14 protein-coding genes are annotated in these 18,110 nt (G+C 61.0%); 5 read left to right on the top strand and 9 right to left on the bottom strand.

Annotation, left to right across the window (positions count from 1 at the left end; all coding sequences use genetic code 11):
- Positions 1 to 613 precede the first annotated feature (613 nt).
- Entirely contained in the window at positions 614 to 2,038 is a 1,425-nt protein-coding gene (locus tag BKX96_RS01900; protein WP_077182519.1) for a gamma-aminobutyraldehyde dehydrogenase, read from the top strand.
- Positions 2,039 to 2,243: 205 nt separating this feature from the next.
- Positions 2,244 to 3,728 carry an APC family permease gene (locus BKX96_RS01895; protein WP_077182518.1) on the top strand — a complete coding sequence of 495 codons (1,485 nt, stop codon included), beginning with the start codon at positions 2,244 to 2,246 and terminating at the stop codon, positions 3,726 to 3,728.
- A 195-nt stretch (positions 3,729 to 3,923) separates the two neighbouring features.
- Here BKX96_RS01895 and BKX96_RS01890 read toward each other — a convergent pair whose 3' ends face one another.
- Positions 3,924 to 4,109 carry a hypothetical protein gene (locus tag BKX96_RS01890; protein WP_008057830.1) on the bottom strand — a complete coding sequence of 62 codons (186 nt, stop codon included), beginning with the start codon at positions 4,107 to 4,109 and terminating at the stop codon, positions 3,924 to 3,926.
- Positions 4,110 to 4,523: 414 nt separating this feature from the next.
- On the opposite strand from BKX96_RS01890, the gene BKX96_RS01885 reads away from it, so the two are divergent.
- Complete coding sequence (locus tag BKX96_RS01885; protein WP_046820348.1) at positions 4,524 to 6,149, top strand: glucan biosynthesis protein D; 1,626 nt, start codon at positions 4,524 to 4,526, stop codon at positions 6,147 to 6,149.
- Between the two features lie 51 nt (positions 6,150 to 6,200).
- On the opposite strand, the gene BKX96_RS01880 is transcribed toward BKX96_RS01885, so the two are convergent.
- The 3 genes from BKX96_RS01880 to BKX96_RS01870 all read right to left on the bottom strand — a co-directional run bounded on the left by BKX96_RS01880 (position 6,201) and on the right by BKX96_RS01870 (position 9,884).
- Positions 6,201 to 7,307, bottom strand: coding sequence for an NADH:flavin oxidoreductase/NADH oxidase (locus BKX96_RS01880; protein ID WP_046820349.1), 1,107 nt, complete (start codon positions 7,305 to 7,307; stop codon positions 6,201 to 6,203).
- A 267-nt stretch (positions 7,308 to 7,574) separates the two neighbouring features.
- Positions 7,575 to 9,284, bottom strand: coding sequence for a single-stranded-DNA-specific exonuclease RecJ (gene recJ / locus BKX96_RS01875; protein WP_077182517.1), 1,710 nt, complete (start codon positions 9,282 to 9,284; stop codon positions 7,575 to 7,577).
- A 57-nt stretch (positions 9,285 to 9,341) separates the two neighbouring features.
- Positions 9,342 to 9,884 (bottom strand): YaeQ family protein, encoded by a 543-nt coding sequence (locus BKX96_RS01870; protein ID WP_008057823.1) that lies wholly within the window; start codon positions 9,882 to 9,884, stop codon positions 9,342 to 9,344.
- A gap of 147 nt (positions 9,885 to 10,031) precedes the next feature.
- On the opposite strand from BKX96_RS01870, the gene BKX96_RS01865 reads away from it, so the two are divergent.
- Both BKX96_RS01865 and BKX96_RS01860 read left to right on the top strand, forming a co-directional pair.
- Entirely contained in the window at positions 10,032 to 11,231 is a 1,200-nt protein-coding gene (locus BKX96_RS01865) for a CaiB/BaiF CoA transferase family protein (RefSeq protein WP_077182516.1), read from the top strand.
- A complete protein-coding gene (locus BKX96_RS01860; RefSeq protein ID WP_077182515.1) occupies positions 11,185 to 12,153 on the top strand; it encodes a TIGR02285 family protein in 969 nt (322 codons plus the stop codon). The genes BKX96_RS01865 and BKX96_RS01860 overlap by 47 nt, the downstream gene beginning before the upstream one ends.
- A 169-nt stretch (positions 12,154 to 12,322) precedes the next feature.
- Here the strand turns inward: BKX96_RS01860 and BKX96_RS01855 are convergent, their stop codons facing one another.
- The 5 genes from BKX96_RS01855 to dsbC all read right to left on the bottom strand — a co-directional run bounded on the left by BKX96_RS01855 (position 12,323) and on the right by dsbC (position 17,882).
- The gene (locus BKX96_RS01855) at positions 12,323 to 12,610 is read right to left on the bottom strand and encodes a DUF3509 domain-containing protein (protein ID WP_077182514.1); all 288 of its coding nucleotides are present in this window, start codon (positions 12,608 to 12,610) and stop codon (positions 12,323 to 12,325) included.
- Positions 12,611 to 12,771: 161 nt separating this feature from the next.
- Positions 12,772 to 14,115, bottom strand: a complete 1,344-nt coding sequence (locus tag BKX96_RS01850; protein ID WP_077183107.1) for a transporter substrate-binding domain-containing protein — start codon at positions 14,113 to 14,115, stop codon at positions 12,772 to 12,774.
- A 121-nt stretch (positions 14,116 to 14,236) separates the two neighbouring features.
- Positions 14,237 to 15,646, bottom strand: a complete 1,410-nt coding sequence (thrC, locus tag BKX96_RS01845) for a threonine synthase (protein WP_046820354.1) — start codon at positions 15,644 to 15,646, stop codon at positions 14,237 to 14,239.
- Positions 15,647 to 15,712: 66 nt separating this feature from the next.
- Complete coding sequence (locus tag BKX96_RS01840) at positions 15,713 to 17,017, bottom strand: homoserine dehydrogenase (protein ID WP_046820355.1); 1,305 nt, start codon at positions 17,015 to 17,017, stop codon at positions 15,713 to 15,715.
- Between the two features lie 133 nt (positions 17,018 to 17,150).
- Positions 17,151 to 17,882: a bifunctional protein-disulfide isomerase/oxidoreductase DsbC gene (gene dsbC / locus BKX96_RS01835; protein WP_077182513.1), complete on the bottom strand. Its 732-nt coding sequence runs from the start codon at positions 17,880 to 17,882 to the stop codon at positions 17,151 to 17,153.
- Positions 17,883 to 18,110: the final 228 nt, after the last annotated feature.

The raw sequence follows: 18,110 nt of genomic DNA, 5'->3' as shown, positions 1-18,110 counted from the left end.
AACATCGACGTTGCCTGTGATGACGTCTTCGCTGGCAAGCCAGCTCCTACAAAAAACCGAATCCTGTAGGAGCCGGCTTGCCGGCGAAGGCGGCGGGTCAGCCAACATCGACGTTGCCTGTGATGACGTCTTCGCTGGCAAGCCAGCGTCTACAAAAACCGAATCCTGTAGGAGCCGGCTTGCCGGCGAAGGCGGCGGGTCAGCCAACATCGACGTTGCCTGTGATGACGTCTTCGCTGGCAAGCCAGCTCCTACAAAAACCGAATCCTGTGGGAGCGGGCTTGCCGGCGAAGGCGGCGTGTCAGCCAACATCGACGTTGCCTGTGATGACGTCTTCGCTGGCAAGCCAGCTCCTGCAAAAACCGAATCCTGTAGGAGCCGGCTTGCCGGCGAAAGCGCTGGGTCAGCCAACATCGACGTTGCCTGTGATGACGTCTTCGCTGGCAAGCCAGCTCCTACAAAAACCGAATCCTGTAGGAGCCGGCTTGCCGGCGAAGGCGGCGTGTCAGCCAACATCGATGTTGCCTGTGATGACGTCTTCGCTGGCAAGCCAGCGCCTGCAAGGGGACCGTTTTCCACAGAGAACAACAATAGCTTCGAAGAGGACAATGCCATGCAAACTCAACTCTTGATCAACGGCCAACTGCAAAACGGCGAAGGCCCCGCCCAACCGGTGTTCAACCCGGCGCTAGGAAGCGTGCTGGTGGAAATCAACGAAGCCAGCGAAGCCCAGGTCGATGCCGCCGTGCGCGCCGCCGATGCCGCGTTCGACAGCTGGTCGCAGACCCCGCCGAAAGAACGTTCGTTGCTGCTGCTCAAGCTCGCCGACGCCATCGAGGCCCATGGTGAAGAGCTGGCCAAGCTGGAATCGGACAACTGCGGCAAGCCCTACAGCGCCGCGCTCAACGACGAGATCCCGGCGATTGCCGACGTGTTCCGCTTCTTCGCCGGCGCCAGCCGCTGCATGAGCGGTTCGGCCGGTGGCGAGTACCTGCCCGGCCACACCTCGATGATCCGCCGCGACCCGGTGGGGGTGATCGCCTCCATCGCGCCGTGGAACTACCCGCTGATGATGGTCGCCTGGAAAATCGCCCCGGCCCTGGCCGCCGGYAACACCGTGGTGCTCAAGCCGTCKGAGCAGACGCCACTGACCGCCCTGCGCCTGGCGCAACTGGCGGCGGAGATTTTCCCGGCCGGCGTGCTCAACCTGGTGTTCGGCCGTGGTCCTACGGTCGGCAGCCCGCTGGTCACCCACCCGAAAGTGCGCATGGTGTCGCTGACCGGTTCCATCGCCACCGGCTCGAACATCATTTCCAGCACCGCCGACAGCGTCAAGCGCATGCACATGGAACTGGGCGGCAAGGCCCCGGTGATCATCTTCGACGACGCCGACATCGACGCCGCCGTSGARGGCATCCGCACCTTCGGTTTCTACAACGCCGGCCAGGACTGCACCGCCGCCTGCCGCATCTATGCCCAGGAAGGTATCTACGACAAGTTCGTGGAAAAACTCGGCGCGGCGGTCAGCAGCATCAAGTACGGCCTGCAGGACGATCCGGCCACCGAGCTCGGCCCGCTGATCACCGCGCAACACCGTGACCGCGTGGCCGGGTTTGTCGAGCGCGCCGTGGCGCAGCCGCACATTCGCCTGATCACGGGCGGYAAGGCAGTCGAGGGCAATGGCTTCTTCTTCGAGCCGACGGTATTGGCCGATGCGCAGCAGGACGACGAGATCGTGCGCCGCGAAGTGTTCGGGCCGGTGGTCTCGGTGACCCAATTTACTGATGAAGCGCAGGTGCTGGGCTGGGCCAACGACTCGGACTACGGCCTGGCGTCATCGGTGTGGACCGCCGACGTCGGCCGCGCCCATCGCCTGTCGGCGCGCTTGCAGTACGGCTGCACCTGGGTCAATACGCACTTCATGCTGGTCAGCGAAATGCCCCATGGCGGGCAGAAGCTGTCCGGGTATGGCAAGGACATGTCGATGTATGGGCTGGAGGATTACACCGTCGTGCGGCATGTGATGTTCAAGCATTGAAAAACATCGCCAGCAGGCTGGCTCCTGTAGGAGCTGGCTTGCCAGCGATGGTGTCACCTCGGTTTCAAGGCAGGAACCGGCATTAGGCACCACCGGGCTCCAACCCAAATAAGTCATAACAATAACTACCGATCCGGGCGGCGTCTCCAAGCGCCGCCACGGTCCCGGACACCCGAAATCTGCCGATTTCACGGAGCAAACACACATGAGTGCATCACCCGATCTCTCTTCGGTCATCGCCGACAGCGATGCCGAGCAGCTGCGTAAACTGGGCTACACCTCCAACTTCAACCGCAGCATGAGCCTGTGGGAAAACTTCGCCCTGGGCTTCACCTATCTCTCTCCGGTCGTAGGGGTTTATACCCTCTTCGGCCTGTGCCTCGCCGCTGGCGGGCCGCCGATGTTCTGGGCCTACCTGCTGGTCGGTTGCGGCCAGTTGCTGGTGTGCCTGATCTTCGGTGAGGTGGTTTCGCAGTTCCCGATTTCCGGTGGCGTGTACCCATGGGCCCGTCGCCTGGTGGGCAAGCGCTGGGCGTGGATGGTCGGCTGGATCTACTCCATCGCCCTGTGCGTGACCATAGCCGCCGTTGCGGTCGGCGCCGGCCCATACCTGGCCGCCATGCTTGGTTTTGAACCGAACAACAACACCAACATCGTCATTGCCCTGGTACTGACCCTGTTTGCCACCCTGGTCAACCTCAGCGGCACCAAGGTGTTGGCGCGCATTGCCATGTTCGGCTTCCTCTGCGAACTGGTGGGGGCGGTGATCGTCGGTGTCTACCTGCTGGTCTTCGAACGCCATCAGTCGATCAGCGTGCTGTTCAACACCTTCGACATCAGCGTCGACGGCTCGTACCTGCCGGCCTTTCTCACCGCCTCGCTGGCGGGGATGTTCCTGTACTACGGCTTCGAGGCCTGCGGCGACGTGGCCGAAGAAACCCCGAACCCGAGCAAGCAGATCCCGGTGGCCATGCGCATGACCATCTACATCGGCGGCATCGCGGCGATGTTCGCCTGCCTGGCGCTGATCCTCGCCGTGCCGGATATGCAGGCGGTGATCGATGGCACCGACAAGGACCCGGTCGGCACCATCCTCAACAACGCCTTCGGCCCGGTCGGTTCGAAAATGGTGATGGGTGTGGTGATGATTTCCTTCATCTCCTGCGTCATCAGCCTGCAAGCGGCGGCGAGTCGCCTGCTGTACTCCTACGCCCGGGACGAAATGGTCATCGGCAGCCGACTGCTGAAGAAGATTTCTCCGACAACCCAGGTTCCGGTTGCAGCGCTGTTCGTGTCCGGCGTCCTGCCGGCGCTGATCATCATCCTCGGTTTCTTCCTGCAGGATGCAGTCGCCACCATCGTCAGCTTCGCCGCCATCGGCATCTACCTGGCCTTCCAGATGATCGTACTCGCGGCGCTGTACGCCCGCCTCAAAGGCTGGAAACCCAGCGGCAAATTCACCCTCGGCGCCTGGGGCTGGCCGGTGAACATCGGCGCGCTGGTCTATGGCGTCGGCGCAATCGTCAACATGGCCTGGCCACGGACCCCGGACGCCGCGTGGTACATCAACTACGCCATGGTCCTGAGTACCGCCATCGTCATCGGCCTGGGGTTGCTCTACATGTGGGTCGCCAAGCCGTATGACCACGGCAAGGCGCCAGCCGGGGATGCGTGGAAGGTTAGTCGATAACGGAAGTTGCCCCGGTGCCAACGGGTACCGGGGGTACCTCGAGTCTGCAACAGGCAAGCATTTCGAAACAGTTCCTGGCGTCCCGCGGATGTACAGGTGTTGAGAGTGCTGCTTCAGCGTTCCGAACGCTCTGAGGATTGGTAAGGGAGAACATCCAGCCGCGGCAGATTTGCCGCGACTGAACGTTCCATTTCTTCAAAACCGCGAAACACTGCGCATCGCATCCACCAGATAACGCATTGCAATACGGTCACTCTCCGACAACTCCCGATAGCGCTCCACCAACTTCATCTCCTCGCTATTGAGCCGACGTCTTCGCCGGCCAGTAGACAGGCACGCAAAAATTCCCAGGATTTCGGTGATGCCTTGTACTTTCGACATGGACGATGTCCTTCTCTACGTCAAAGAAAACTTCAGAAACCGCATCGCCCTACCCTTTTTTCAGCAGCCACCCTGCGGCCGCTGAAGCCCACCGGCCCGAAGGGCAGAAACCGGTCATGCCCATAGAATAGAAACTATCCGGGCGCTGAAAAGCAGTTTTTAGAGTAATTAGTCGAAAAAAGCAGAAATGCCCTCTAAATCAGAATCTGCTGTCGGAAACGTTAACCGACATCTCTTGTTTCATTGCCGCGCCACCATCACGCCATCAATCATTTTTTCTGCGTAACCGAACGGTTTAAGCTATTGGTTATCTGTTTAAAGTCAGTTGCGTTTGGCCGAAGGCATGTCCGAACCGATATTTTTGATCCAGCAGTGCCAGGAACGGCGCGGGATCGTTCACGACAGGTTGTACTTATGCATCGCAGGAATTTGCTCAAAGCCTCCATGGCCATTGCGGCCTACACCGGTTTGTCGGCCACCGGCCTGCTCGCTGCACGTGCCTGGGCAAGCAACGGCACGGCGGATGGCGAGGCTCAGGCGTTCGACTTCGAAGCGCTGAAGGTCCAGGCCAAGCAACTGGCCAGCAATCGCTACCAGGACACCAAGCAGGTGCTGCCGCCCACCCTGGCGACCATGACCCCGCAGAACTTCAATGCCATTCGCTATGACGGCAAACATTCGTTGTGGAATGACCTGAATGGTCAGCTGGATGTGCAGTTTTTCCATGTGGGCATGGGTTTCCGCCAGCCGGTACGCATGTACAGCGTCGATCCGAATACCCACATGGCCCGCGAAGTGCACTTCCGCCCTTCGCTGTTCAACTATGAAAATACGTCGGTCGATACCCAGCAGCTCAAGGGCGACCTGGGCTTTTCCGGCTTCAAGCTGTTCAAGGCGCCGGAACTGGACAAACACGACGTGGTGTCTTTCCTCGGCGCCAGCTATTTCCGTGCGGTAGACGCCACCGGCCAGTACGGCTTGTCGGCCCGCGGCCTGGCGATCGACACCTATGCGAAGAAACGCGAAGAATTCCCCGACTTCACCAAGTTCTGGTTCGAGACGCCAGGCAAGGACAGCACGCGTTTCGTGGTCTACGCCCTGCTCGACTCGCCGAGCGCCACCGGCGCCTACCGTTTTGACATCGATTGCCAGGCCGAGCGCGTGGTGATGGAGGTCGACGCCCACGTCAACGCGCGCACCGCCATCGAACAACTGGGCATCGCGCCGATGACCAGCATGTTCAGCTGCGGCACCCACGAGCGCCGCATGTGCGACACCATTCACCCGCAGATCCACGACTCCGATCGCCTGGCGATGTGGCGTGGCAACGGCGAGTGGATCTGCCGCCCGCTGAACAACCCGGCGACCCTGCAATTCAACGCCTTCACCGACAAGGACCCGAAAGGTTTCGGCCTGGTGCAGACCGACCACGAGTTCGCCAGCTACCAGGACACTGTCGACTGGTACAGCCGACGCCCGAGCCTGTGGGTCGAACCGACGACTGCGTGGGGCGAAGGCTCTATCGATCTGCTGGAAATTCCTACCACCGGCGAGACCCTCGATAACATCGTTGCCTTCTGGACTCCGAAAAAACCGGTCGCCGCTGGCGATTCGCTGAACTACGGCTACAAACTCTACTGGAGCGCCCTGCCGCCCGTCGGCACACCGCTGGCACGGGTCAATGCGACCCGGTCGGGCATGGGCGGTTTCACCGAAGGCTGGGCGCCGGGCGAGCATTATCCGGAGGTCTGGGCCCGTCGTTTTGCCGTGGACTTCAACGGCGGCGGCCTGGATCGCCTACCCCCAGGCACCGGCATCGAGCCGGTGGTCACCTGTTCGAACGGCCAGGTGAAGGACTTCAACGTGCTGGTGCTCGATGACATCAAGGGCTACCGCATCACCTTTGACTGGTACCCGACCAACGACAGTGTCGCGCCGGTGGAGCTGCGGCTGTTCATCCGCAGCAATGACCGCACGCTGAGTGAAACCTGGTTGTACCAGTACTTCCCGCCAGCGCCGGACAAGCGCAAATACAGCTGACGAAAACAAAGCCCCGGCCAAATCGACCGGGGCTTTTGTTTGCAGCCTCACTCAATCACGCAAATCCGACTCGTGAATCGGTTGGTCTCGATGGGTCGCGCGGTGGTACTGCGCTGGCCATATGGCCTTGCGCCCGCCCAGGTCATCGTCGGCATGCAGCGCCCAATAGGGGTCACGCAACAGCTCACGAGCGAGGAAGATGATGTCGGCCTGACAGGTGCGCAGGATATGCTCGGCCTGTGCCGGCTCGGTGATCATGCCTACAGTGCCGGTGGCGATGCCTGACTCCTTGCGTACACGTTCTGCGAACCGGGTCTGATAACCCGGGCCTGTGGGGATTTCCGCGTTGACCGCCGTGCCGCCTGACGACACATCGATCAGGTCCACGCCGAGGCTTTTCAAGCGTCGCGCCAGCTCGACGGTTTCATCAGGATTCCAGCCATCCTCCACCCAGTCGGTGGCGGACACCCGCACAAACAACGGCAATTCTTCCGGCCACACCGCCCGCACCGCTTCGGTCACCTGCAACACCAGGCGAATACGATTTTCGAACGAGCCGCCGTACTGGTCACGCCGCTGATTACTCAGGGGCGACAGAAACTGATGCAACAGGTAGCCATGGGCCGCATGCACTTCGACCACCTTGAAACCAGCGGTCAACGCGCGTTTCGCCGCCTCGACAAAGGCCTGAATGACCTCGGCGATCTGGCCTTCGTCGAGCTGTATGGGTTGTGTGTGCTGGGGGTCGAAGGCGATCGGTGACGGGCCGACCGGCTGCCAGCCACCCTCGTCGACTTTTACGCTGCCATGCTTGCCGAGCCAGGGTCTATAGGTACTGGCCTTGCGTCCGGCATGGGCCAGCTGGATGCCGGCGACGGCGCCCTGGGCGGCAATGAAGCGAGTGATGCGTTGCAGCGGTTCGATCTGTTCATCATTCCACAGGCCAAGGTCCTGGTCTGTGATACGCCCGTCGGCCGTGACCGCCGTGGCTTCGGTAAATACCAGTCCGGCGCCCCCGACAGCGCGGCTGCCGAGGTGGACCAGGTGCCAGTCATTGGCCAGGCCATCGACGCTCGAATACTGGCACATCGGCGACACCGCGATGCGGTTGAGCAGGGTCAATTGACGAAGGGTGTAGGGTTCAAGCAGCAGACTCATGGGGCACCTCTCAAATCAGTGGTCAGGCTCCAGGGTTCTGTTTGAATAGTCGACGAGTGACAGGAAAAGGATGCAGCACCCGCCCCCGCGGGCAAAAAATTGACGAGACGTCACAAGGATAATCAAGCAGTGCTTAGAGCCTAGTCGACATCGGGGGATGAGGGAGGGTTCATCGAGATTCGGTGTCGGAAAGATCGCTTTTGCGAGCAGGCTCGTCCCCACAGGGTTCGCGCAAATCCTGTGGGAGCGAGCCTGCTCGCGAAAGGGTCAACGCGGTTCGATGTGGGCAATCATCAGTTGCACCGTCTCATTGCCGCGAAACTCGTTAACGTCGAGTTTATAGGCCAACTCAACCCACTTGATGGTCGGGTTCGGCCAGACCTCACGGTCGATGCCGAAGGCAATGCCGTCGAGCTTGACCGAGCCGCACTCGCTGCGCAGCACCACCTTGAGGTGCCGCTCGCCGACCACACGCTGCTCGACCAATTGAAACACTCCATGAAACAGCGGTTCCGGGAAGTGTTGCCCCCAAGGGCCGGCATGGCGCAAGGCACGGGCCAGTTCCAGGTGGAACTCCTCGACCGCCAGGGTGCCGTCCGACAACAGGCGCCCGGTCAGGTCTTCGTCGCGTAATTGACGACGAACCTCGGCATCGAAGGCTTCGGCGAACAACGGAAAATTCGCCTCCGGCAGCGTCAGGCCGGCGGCCATGGCATGGCCACCGTATTTGGTGATCAGGTTCGGATGCTGCGCCGCCACCACGCTCAGGGCGTCGCGAATATGAAAGCCCTGGACCGAACGGCCCGACCCCTTGAGCAAGCCGTCGCCGGCATCGGCAAAGGCAATGGTCGGCCGGAAATAACGCTCTTTCATGCGCGAGGCGAGGATGCCGATGACCCCCTGGTGCCATTCTGGATCGAACAGGCACAAGCCAAATGGCATCGATTCCACCGGCAAATCCTTGAGCTGGGCCAGCGCTTCACGCTGCATGCCCTGCTCGATGGATTTACGGTCCTGGTTCATCCCGTCCAGCTGCGCCGCCATCTCACGGGCCAGCGCCGCGTCGTCGGTCAGCAGGCATTCGATGCCCAGGCTCATGTCATCCAGTCGCCCGGCGGCATTGAGGCGCGGTCCGACGATAAACCCCAGGTCGGTGGAAGTGATGCGCGCATGATCACGCTTGGCCACTTCAAGAATCGCCTTGATTCCCGGCCGCGCGCGTCCGGCGCGAATCCGCTCCAGGCCCTGATGCACCAGGATGCGGTTATTGGCATCCAGCGGCACCACGTCGGCCACGCTGCCCAAAGCCACCAGATCGAGCAACTCACCGATGTTCGGCTGCGGCTTGCTGGTGTACCAGCCAAGTTCGCGCAACCGCGCACGCAAAGCCATCAACACATAGAAAATCACCCCGACACCGGCCAGCGCCTTGCTCGGGAAGGTGCAACCGGGCTGGTTCGGATTGACGATGGCATCGGCCATTGGCAGTTCGTCGCCGGGCAAATGGTGGTCGGTGACCAACACATTGAGCCCGGCCTTTTTCGCCGCGGCCACGCCTTCGACACTGGAGATGCCGTTGTCCACGGTAATCAGCAACTGAGGCTGGCGTTCCAGGGCCACGGCGACGATTTCCGGGGTCAGGCCGTAGCCGTAGTCGAACCGGTTGGGCACCAGGTAATCGACGTGCGCCGCACCCAGCAGGCGCAAGCCCAGCGTGCCCACGGTACTGGCTGTGGCGCCGTCGGCATCGAAGTCACCGACGATCAGGATCCGCTGACGCTGTTCGAGCGCGGTCACCAGCAAATCCACCGCTGCCTCGATACCCTTGAGCTGTTGGAACGGAATCAGCCGCGCCAGGCTCTTGTCCAGTTCGGCTTCGGATAACACGCCCCGCGCGGCGTACAGCCGGGTCAACAGCGGTGGAATATCACCGAGGAATGGCAGGGTGTCGGGCAGCAGGCGAGGTTCGATGCGCATGGGGTGACAGGGGCTTCTCTTCAATACGTAGGATAAAACCGGTGAGGCCGCGGCTGATCAGCCGCGTTCGCCCAACAGCCATTGCAACTGGACTTCATGCTGGCCGCGGTCGTCGGTGACGAAAATCGTCCCTTCGCTGATCATCACGTCCCACTTGATAACCCGGGGCATGTCCTTGGCCAGGGTTTCCAGGACTTCCTGGGGAACAGCCGCGATGTTGACGTTTTTCAGGTTCTTGATCGCCGGGATCACCTTGCCTTCCCAGACCCGCAGGCTGCCGTAGGCCAGCAGGCTGGTGCGTTCGGTGCGGCGCGAGCACCAGGTCAGGCGGTCGGCATCCGGCTGGCCGACTTCGATCCAGTGCAGGACACGGTCATCCAGGCTCTTTTCCCACAGGGCCGGTTCATCCACGTCTGACAGGCCACGGCCAAACGACAGTTGTTCGTTGTACCAGAGGGCGTAGGCCAGCAGGCGTACGGTCATGCGCTCTTCGGTTTCCGAAGGGTGGCGGGCGATGGTCTGCTTGACGGACTCGTAGACACTGCGATCGAGGTCGGTGAGGTTCAGTTCAAACTTGTAGGTCGTGGACGGCTGGGCCATGAACGGGCTTCTTGATACGGGGAAAGGCGGCAAGTCTAACCGATGCAGCCACCAATCAACGAATAGAAGCAGATCTCCCTTGGGCGCCTGACAGTCGGCTATGTTAAAACTCTGTACTCGCTCAATCTTTGTCCTACAGGAACCCGCATGCCGTCTTCTGCCAAACCGCTCTCAGGTCTGAAAGTCATCGAACTGGGTACCTTGATCGCCGGCCCGTTTGCCTCGCGCATCTGCGCTGAATTCGGCGCCGATGTGGTCAAGGTCGAATCACCGGACGGCGGCGATCCATTGCGCAAATGGCGCAAGTTGTACGAAGGCACCTCGCTGTGGTGGTTCGTTCAGGCTCGCAATAAAAAGTCGCTGACGCTGAACCTCAAGCACCCGGACGGCCTGGCGATCCTGAAGAAACTGCTCAGTGAAGCAGACATCCTGATCGAGAACTTCCGCCCCGGCGTACTGGAAAAACTCGGCTTGGGCTGGGAAGTCCTGCATGCCCTGAATCCCAAGCTGGTCATGGTGCGCCTCTCGGGCTTCGGCCAGACCGGCCCGATGAAGGATCAGCCCGGGTTTGGCGCGGTCGGCGAATCCATGGGTGGTTTACGCTACATCACCGGGTTCGATGACCGGCCGCCGGTGCGCACCGGGATTTCCATCGGTGACTCGATTGCCGCACTGTGGGGCGTGATCGGTGCCCTGATGGCCCTGCGTCACCGCGAGGTCAATGGCGGTGAGGGGCAAGTGGTGGACGTGGCGCTCTACGAGGCGATCTTCGCCATGATGGAAAGTATGGTGCCGGAGTTCGACGTGTTCGGCTTCATCCGCGAGCGCACCGGTAACATCATGCCGGGCATCACGCCCTCCTCGATCCACACCAGTGCCGATGGCAAGCATGTGCAGATCGGCGCCAATGGCGATGCCATCTTCAAGCGTTTCATGCGGGTCTTAGGCCGCGAAGACCTGGCCAACGACCCGGCGCTGGCCAGTAACGACGGCCGCGACAGTCGTCGCGACGAAATTTACGGGGTCATCGATCGCTGGGTCAATTCATTGCCCCTGGACAGCGTCATCGAACGCTTGAATCAGGCTGACGTACCGGCCAGCCGGATCTTCAGCGCCGAAGACATGTTCAGCGATCCCCAGTACCTCGCCCGGGAAATGTTCCTGCAGGCCAAGCTGCCCGATGGCAAGGATTTCAAGATGCCGGGGATCGTGCCGAAACTCTCAGAGACACCCGGTGATTGTGAATGGGTCGGGCCGCAACTGGGTGAGCACAATGCCCAGGTACTCCAGGAACTTGGCTATGACGCGTCGCAGATCACACAGCTGCGCAAAGACGGAGCCATCTGAGCTCAAGCGTCTGTTTGCGCGACTCATCAAGCGCTGCCTGTTGCCGGACGGGCGGCGCTTGGCCGCGTTGACGAGCCTGCTCCTGATCATCACGCTGGCCTCGCCGGTGTCGGCGCAGCCCAAGGAGTCCCTGCTCTGGCTGAAACGCGATCTCCCTCCGCTGTTCATTTTTGACGGCCCGGAAAAAGGCCAGGGGATCATTGATCAATTTCTGCGACAACTGATTGCCGGCATGCCGCAGTACCGTCACAGCGTGATGAAGGTCAATCGTGCCCGTGGCTTGCAGATGCTTCACGAACCGTCACTCACCTGCGATGCGGCGCTGAACTGGAGCAAGGAGCGCGAAAGCTGGATCGCCTTTTCCCTGCCGGTCTTTCGCGCCATGAGCAATGGCCTGGCGATACGGCGTAACGATCGGGAAGTACTGACACCGTTCCTCAAGGATGGAGAAGTGGACCTGGCGGCCCTGTTGGCCACCGGCAACGTGACGCTGGGCATTGTTGCCGAACGCAACTATGGCGAGTATCTCGACGGTTTGCTCAAGCAGGCGCCGGGCAAGGTGCTGACCTCGCACTACGGCAACGACGCCCTGGGCAGCCTGTTGCAGATGCAGCGCCTGGGACGCCTGCAGTTGCTGTTGGGCTACCGCCCGGAAATTCGCTATCAGGCCCGGCAACAAGGCATCGCTGAGGAGGAACTGCAGTTCTACCCGATCCGTGGCACCGGCAAATACCTGTCCGGCTACATCGGCTGCACCAATACGCCCCAGGGCCGCCAGGCGATCGTCGAGATCAATCAGCTTCTGCGCGCCCTGCCCCGGGATCACTTGAGCGAGGCATATGCCGGCTGGCTCGATTCGCAAAGTCGCAGCGACTACCTGCAAGCGGCCAAGACGTTTTTCGAGCAACAGGACGGCTACTGACAATTGCCGGGCAAAAAGAAACCCCGAGAAGTGGGGAGACGACTCGGGGTTAAACGTGGTCTTTTCAAGGACCCGTAACGGCAAGCGGCAAGCACCGGAGCACAATGCTTGATCTTGCTGTTACTAGGTCTGACGATGGGGATGCAGGAAGGTTCCCACAACCGACAATTCAATTTCGACTGGCGAGCAACTTGTCTTGTGCGGCATTGCGCAACGCCGCGATCACACAGGGCTCCAGGCGTCCTTCAGCAATCAGCACGTCGCGGTGCAAACCGTCGACAACATCCGTCAGCTGACGCTTGTCGGCCAACTGTGCCTGATTGAACGCCCGATCGACCACTATGGCGCCGATCGCATTCTTCAACGTCACCCGGCATTCGCCATGAATCCCCGAAGGGGTCAACGTCACCTGGTACGGGCTCAGAGCCTCACCGAGCAAGAGACTGATACTTTCCATCCGATCACCACTCAATAGTCCGAAAACAAAGTGCCTGGGGCGTGTGTACAGTAAATGACCGCGGGCCCGAGTAGAAAGTTCTGAAAACCGAGTGCAGGTGAGCCTGCGCCTCTGGTCGATAGAGCATGCACGGCGAAGATGACAAGGAAAAAACAACCACATCAAGCCTGGCCGGTTCGCCGCCCGATATCGCTCCACCCACCCAGCAAACCTCGTAGCTGGCCGCCCGCACCGTAGAAGGGCACCGTCCACTGGTAGATCGCCCGGGGGCCTGAATTGAACATCAATTGCCGCTCGCAGAAGCACGGTTTGCGCGTGCCCAGCTGGGCCATGAACTCATCATGCAAGAGTTCGGCGGTCTCTTTGGGCAACAGGTCGAGTTCGATCAATTGTCGCCCCTTGATCCGCTCGAAACGGGTCGACAGGCTCTCCTCATAACGCTTGTTGCACAGGATCAAACGCCCCTGGAGATCACGGACGAACAGCGGATCGGGCATGGCGTCGATCAATGCGTGCTGGAAAGCCAGTTGATCGCCCAGGTCCTGTTCGGCCTCCTCACGTTGCCGGACCAAAACCGCCAGGCGGCGGCTCCAGAGCAGCGACAGCACACCGAACAGACAGGCGACCAACAAGCCCCAGCCAATCCATGGGGCGGATCGTTGCCAGGCGTTCGGAGCCGGGTTGGCGCCAGTGAGCCACTTCACACGCAGAGCGCGAAGTTCGGCGGGAGGAAAAGCCGCCAGGGCCTTGTTGAGGATGCTCAACAGTTGCGGTTGTCCTTTGCGCACCGTCAGGTAGTCCGGGTCCCACTGCCCTTCCACGACTTGCCCGACCTGAAGCTGGCCGGAGGGAAAGAGTTGCGCCCCTGTTTCGCTGTCGATGGTGGCATGGGCCTCACCGCTTTCCACCAGCGCGCGAGCCTCAGCGTAGGTCTTGACCGACCGCAACTCGATGGCTGGGTAGTCACGACGAATGACCGCCTCCAGCGCATGCCGAGTCGGCAGGACCAACACGCGTTTGGCCAGCTGCTGCAACGACTCGACCTGGGGCGCCCCGGCCCGCCCGACAAACACCCAACCAGAGCCGCCAAAGGAATGACTGAAATCCAGGAACACCTTGCGCTCGTCATTCATTGCCAGCGTGGTGCTCATGTCCGCCTCACCCCGCTCCAGGCGTTCAAGCATGTGCTCGATGGAGAACGACTCGACATGGACAAAGCGCAAGCCTGTCATGGCGCTGATGCGATCCAGCATGTCCCTGTTCAGGCCGCTCCATTGGCCATGCTCATTCTTGAACAGGTACCGCGGGTAATCCAGCGACGCCACCTTCACTGGCGAGTGTTCGGCGATCCATTGCAGCTCCTTGGCATCCAGCGCGATGCGCACACCCGCGACCGCCTTCGCCGGAGCCGGATCAGCCGCGGCCATGCCACCCAATACACCGCCCAGCGCACCGAGCAAAAGCAGCCAGTATGCCGCTGGCCTTGATTTTCTATAAACCGGCATTGCCACATCCTTGGTAAACAGTCCGCCCGTTCCCATGGGCGACTCCTGCTGGCAAGTGTGGCATGCACAAACAAGAAAGCCCGTCAGGAGACGGGCTTTCTTGTGTGACAAAGTTTGCCGGTTACAAAGGCTTACCGCGGTTGCCATGCTGACTGACAAAGGCCTGCACAGCCTTCAAGTCATTCGGCAATACGGTGCATCGCTCGTCTCTTTCAAACAAATCAGAAAGATGTGCAGGGAGCTCAAGGGCTTTTCCTACACCGGCTTTCTCCACGGCATCCGGGAACTTGACCGGATGGGCCGTGCCCAGGATCACCATCGGGATATCCAGGCTGCGACGGCATTCCCGGGCGGCCTTGACGCCGATCGCGGTGTGCGGATCCAGTACTTCACCGGTCTGCTCATAGACCTCGGCGATGGTTTCGCAAGTTTGCGCATCGTCCACGGCCAGCGAGTCGAACAGTTTGCGCGCTTCAGTCCAGCGCTCCTGCTCGACGCTGAAACCGCCGCCCTGCTTGAAGCTGTCCATCAGACCGGCAATCGCCGCGCCGTTGCGACCGTGCAGGTCGAACAGCAGGCGTTCGAAGTTCGAGGACACCATGATGTCCATCGACGGCGACAGCGTCGCGTGCAGGGTTTCCTTGACGTACTGGTTGCCGCTCATGAAGCGGTGCAGGATGTCGTTGCGGTTGGTGGCGACGATCAACTGGTTGATCGGCAGGCCCATGTTGCGTGCCAGGTAACCGGCGAAGATGTCGCCGAAGTTACCGGTTGGCACCGAGAACGCCACCGAGCGCGCCGGGCCGCCCAGCTGCAGGGCCGCGTGGAAGTAGTAAACGATCTGGGCCATGATCCGCGCCCAGTTGATCGAGTTGACCGCCACCAGGCGGGTGCCCTTGAGGAAACCCTGGTCGGCAAAGCTCGCCTTGACCATTTCCTGGCAGTCATCGAAGTTGCCTTCGATGGCGATGTTGTGGATGTTCTCACCGAAAATGGTGGTCATCTGCCGACGCTGCACTTCGGACACACGGTTGTGCGGGTGCAGGATGAAGATGTCGACGTTTTCGCAATGCTTGCAGCCTTCGATGGCGGCCGAACCGGTATCGCCAGACGTGGCGCCGACGATCACCACGCGCTCGCCGCGCTTTTCCAGCACGTAGTCGAGCAGGCGACCGAGCAGTTGCAGGGCGAAGTCCTTGAACGCCAGGGTCGGGCCGTGGAACAGCTCCAGCACCCACTCATTGCCATTCAACTGGCGCAGCGGCGCCACGGCATTGTGGGCGAACACGCCGTAGGTTTCTTCGAGAATCTTTTTGAAATCGGCGTCAGGAATGCTGCCGGTAACGAACGGGCGCATGACCCGGAAAGCCAGCTCGTGATACGGCAGGCCGGCCCAGGAAGCGATTTCTTCCTGAGTGAAACGTGGCAGGTTTTCCGGGACGTACAGACCGCCGTCGGTGGCAAGGCCTGCCAGCAGGACGTCTTCGAAATTCAGGGCCGGTGCCTGGCCGCGGGTACTGATGTAACGCATGACTGACTCCAATGGACAGTGTTCGCAATACCGGGCCAGCACGCTGGCCCGGTGAACGATAACGGCTTAGTTCAGGTGCTCGACACGGATCCGTACAACCGGACCGACCACGCCCGCCAGGGCTTCCAGGGCCGCGATGGCATCGTTGATGCGCTGCTCCACCACACGGTGGGTCAGCAGGATCATCGGTACCAGGCCATCGTGCTCCTCGGCTTCCTTCTGCATGATCGATTCGATGTTGATGCCACGCTCGGACAGGATGCTGGCCACCTGGGCCAGTACGCCCGGATGGTCCTTGGCCTGGATCCGCAGGTAGTACGCGCTTTCGCAGGCATCGATCGGCAGGATCGGGTGCGCCGACAGCGAATCCGGCTGGAAGGCCAGGTGCGGCACGCGGTTTTCCGGATCCGAGGTCATGGCGCGAACCACGTCCACAAGGTCGGCGATCACCGATGAAGCGGTCGGCTCCATGCCGGCACCGGCACCGTAGAACAAGGTCGAACCGGCGGCGTCGCCGTTGACCATCACCGCGTTCATCACGCCGTTGACGTTGGCGATCAGGCGATCGGCCGGGATCAGCGTCGGGTGCACGCGCAGTTCGATACCCGCCGCGGTGCTGCGCGCCACGCCCAGGTGCTTGATGCGGTAGCCCAGCGCTTCGGCGTAGTTCACGTCAGCGGTGGTCAGCTTGGTGATGCCTTCGGTGTAGGCCTTGTCGAATTGCAGCGGGATACCGAATGCAATGGACGCCAGGATCGTCAGCTTGTGCGCCGCATCGATGCCTTCGACGTCGAAGGTCGGGTCGGCTTCGGCGTAGCCCAGGGCTTGCGCTTCGGCCAACACGTCTTCGAAGGTCCGGCCTTTCTCGCGCATCTCGGTGAGAATGAAGTTGCCGGTGCCGTTGATGATGCCAGCCACCCAGTTGATGCGGTTGGCGGACAGGCCTTCACGGATCGCCTTGATCACCGGAATGCCACCGGCCACGGCCGCTTCGAACGCAACGATCACGCCCTTCTCGCGCGCCTTGGCGAAAATTTCATTACCGTGAACGGCGATAAGCGCCTTGTTCGCGGTGACCACATGCTTGCCATTCTCGATGGCCTTGAGTACCAGCTCGCGGGCGACGGTGTAGCCGCCCATCAGCTCTATGACGATGTCGATCTCAGGGTTCGTGGCCACTTCGAAGACATCGGTGGTAATCGCAATACCGGTCGTTTGGAACTGAGGCTTTGGCGTGCGCATGGCAATTTGTGCCACTTCGATTCCACGCCCGGCACGACGAGCAATTTCCTCGGCGTTGCGCTGAAGTACGTTGAAGGTACCGCCACCGACGGTCCCTAACCCACAGATGCCTACTTTGACCGGTTTCACTGTGAACTCCCCATAAAACGGCCGACTCGAGGCCGGCCGTGAAAACAACCGCAAGTTCGCGGCTCTCTATTGATGGCCCGGCTGGAACTGCCGCCGGGCCACGCTCGTCAACGGCTGACCGTGACGATACGAATTACTTGGCACTGAGCGCCAGTTTGGCGACTTGTGGCGCCGGCTGGTAGCCCGGAATGACCTGACCGTCGGCCAATACGATGGCCGGCGTGCCGTTCACGCCAATCGACTGGCCGAGGGCAAACTGCTTGGACACCGGGTTATCGCACTTGGCGGCCTTGATTTCCTTGCCGTCGACCATCTTGTCCATGGCCGCGTTCTTGTCTTTCGAGCACCAGACCGCCTGCAATTGCTCGTCACCTGGCGAACCCAGGCCCTGGCGCGGGAACGCTACGTAACGCACTTCGATGCCGCGCTTGTTCAGCTCAGGCACTTCGGCGTGCAGTTTATGGCAGTACGGGCAGGTGGTGTCGGTGAACACGGTGATGTGCGACTTGGTTTCGCCGATGGCCGGATACACCACGGTTTCCGCGACAGGAATGGCGTTGACCAGTTTGGAAACGCCCAGGCGCTCGGTCTTCTCGGTCAGGTTGACCGGTTTGCCGTCCTTGAGCTGGAACATGTAGCCCTGGACCACGTACTGGCCGTCGGCGCTGGCGTAGAGCACGCGGCTGCCTTGCAACTTGACTTCATACAGACCAGGCAGGGGACTGGCGGAGATGCTTTCTACCGGTACTTCCAGCTGGAGGTTTTCCAGGCTTTTACGAATCGCTTTATCGGCCGCGTCATCGGCGACGGCAAAGGTGCTGACCAACGCAATGGCGGCGGCGGCGAAAATCTGGATCAGACGCATGAGAACTCCTGAAGGCGGACAAATGGGACGCTCGGAATGCCGGGCCGAAACACCGGGTCATAAACGCCCATCGTGCAAACCGAGAAAGCCTACCACATAAGGTCCGTGTGGCCGAATGCGCCTGTCGCAAGAGATTGCACCTGCCAAATCCGTGTGGGAGCGGGCTTGCTCGCGAAAGCGGTGTGTCATTCAACATGGATGGCGGCTGATACACCGCCTTCGCGAGCA

Origin of the sequence: Pseudomonas putida (assembly GCF_001976065.1) — a bacterium.
Classification (GTDB): domain Bacteria; phylum Pseudomonadota; class Gammaproteobacteria; order Pseudomonadales; family Pseudomonadaceae; genus Aquipseudomonas; species Aquipseudomonas serbica.
Note: the sequence above shows the minus strand (reverse complement) of the source record. Positions and strands in the feature narration are given on the sequence as shown.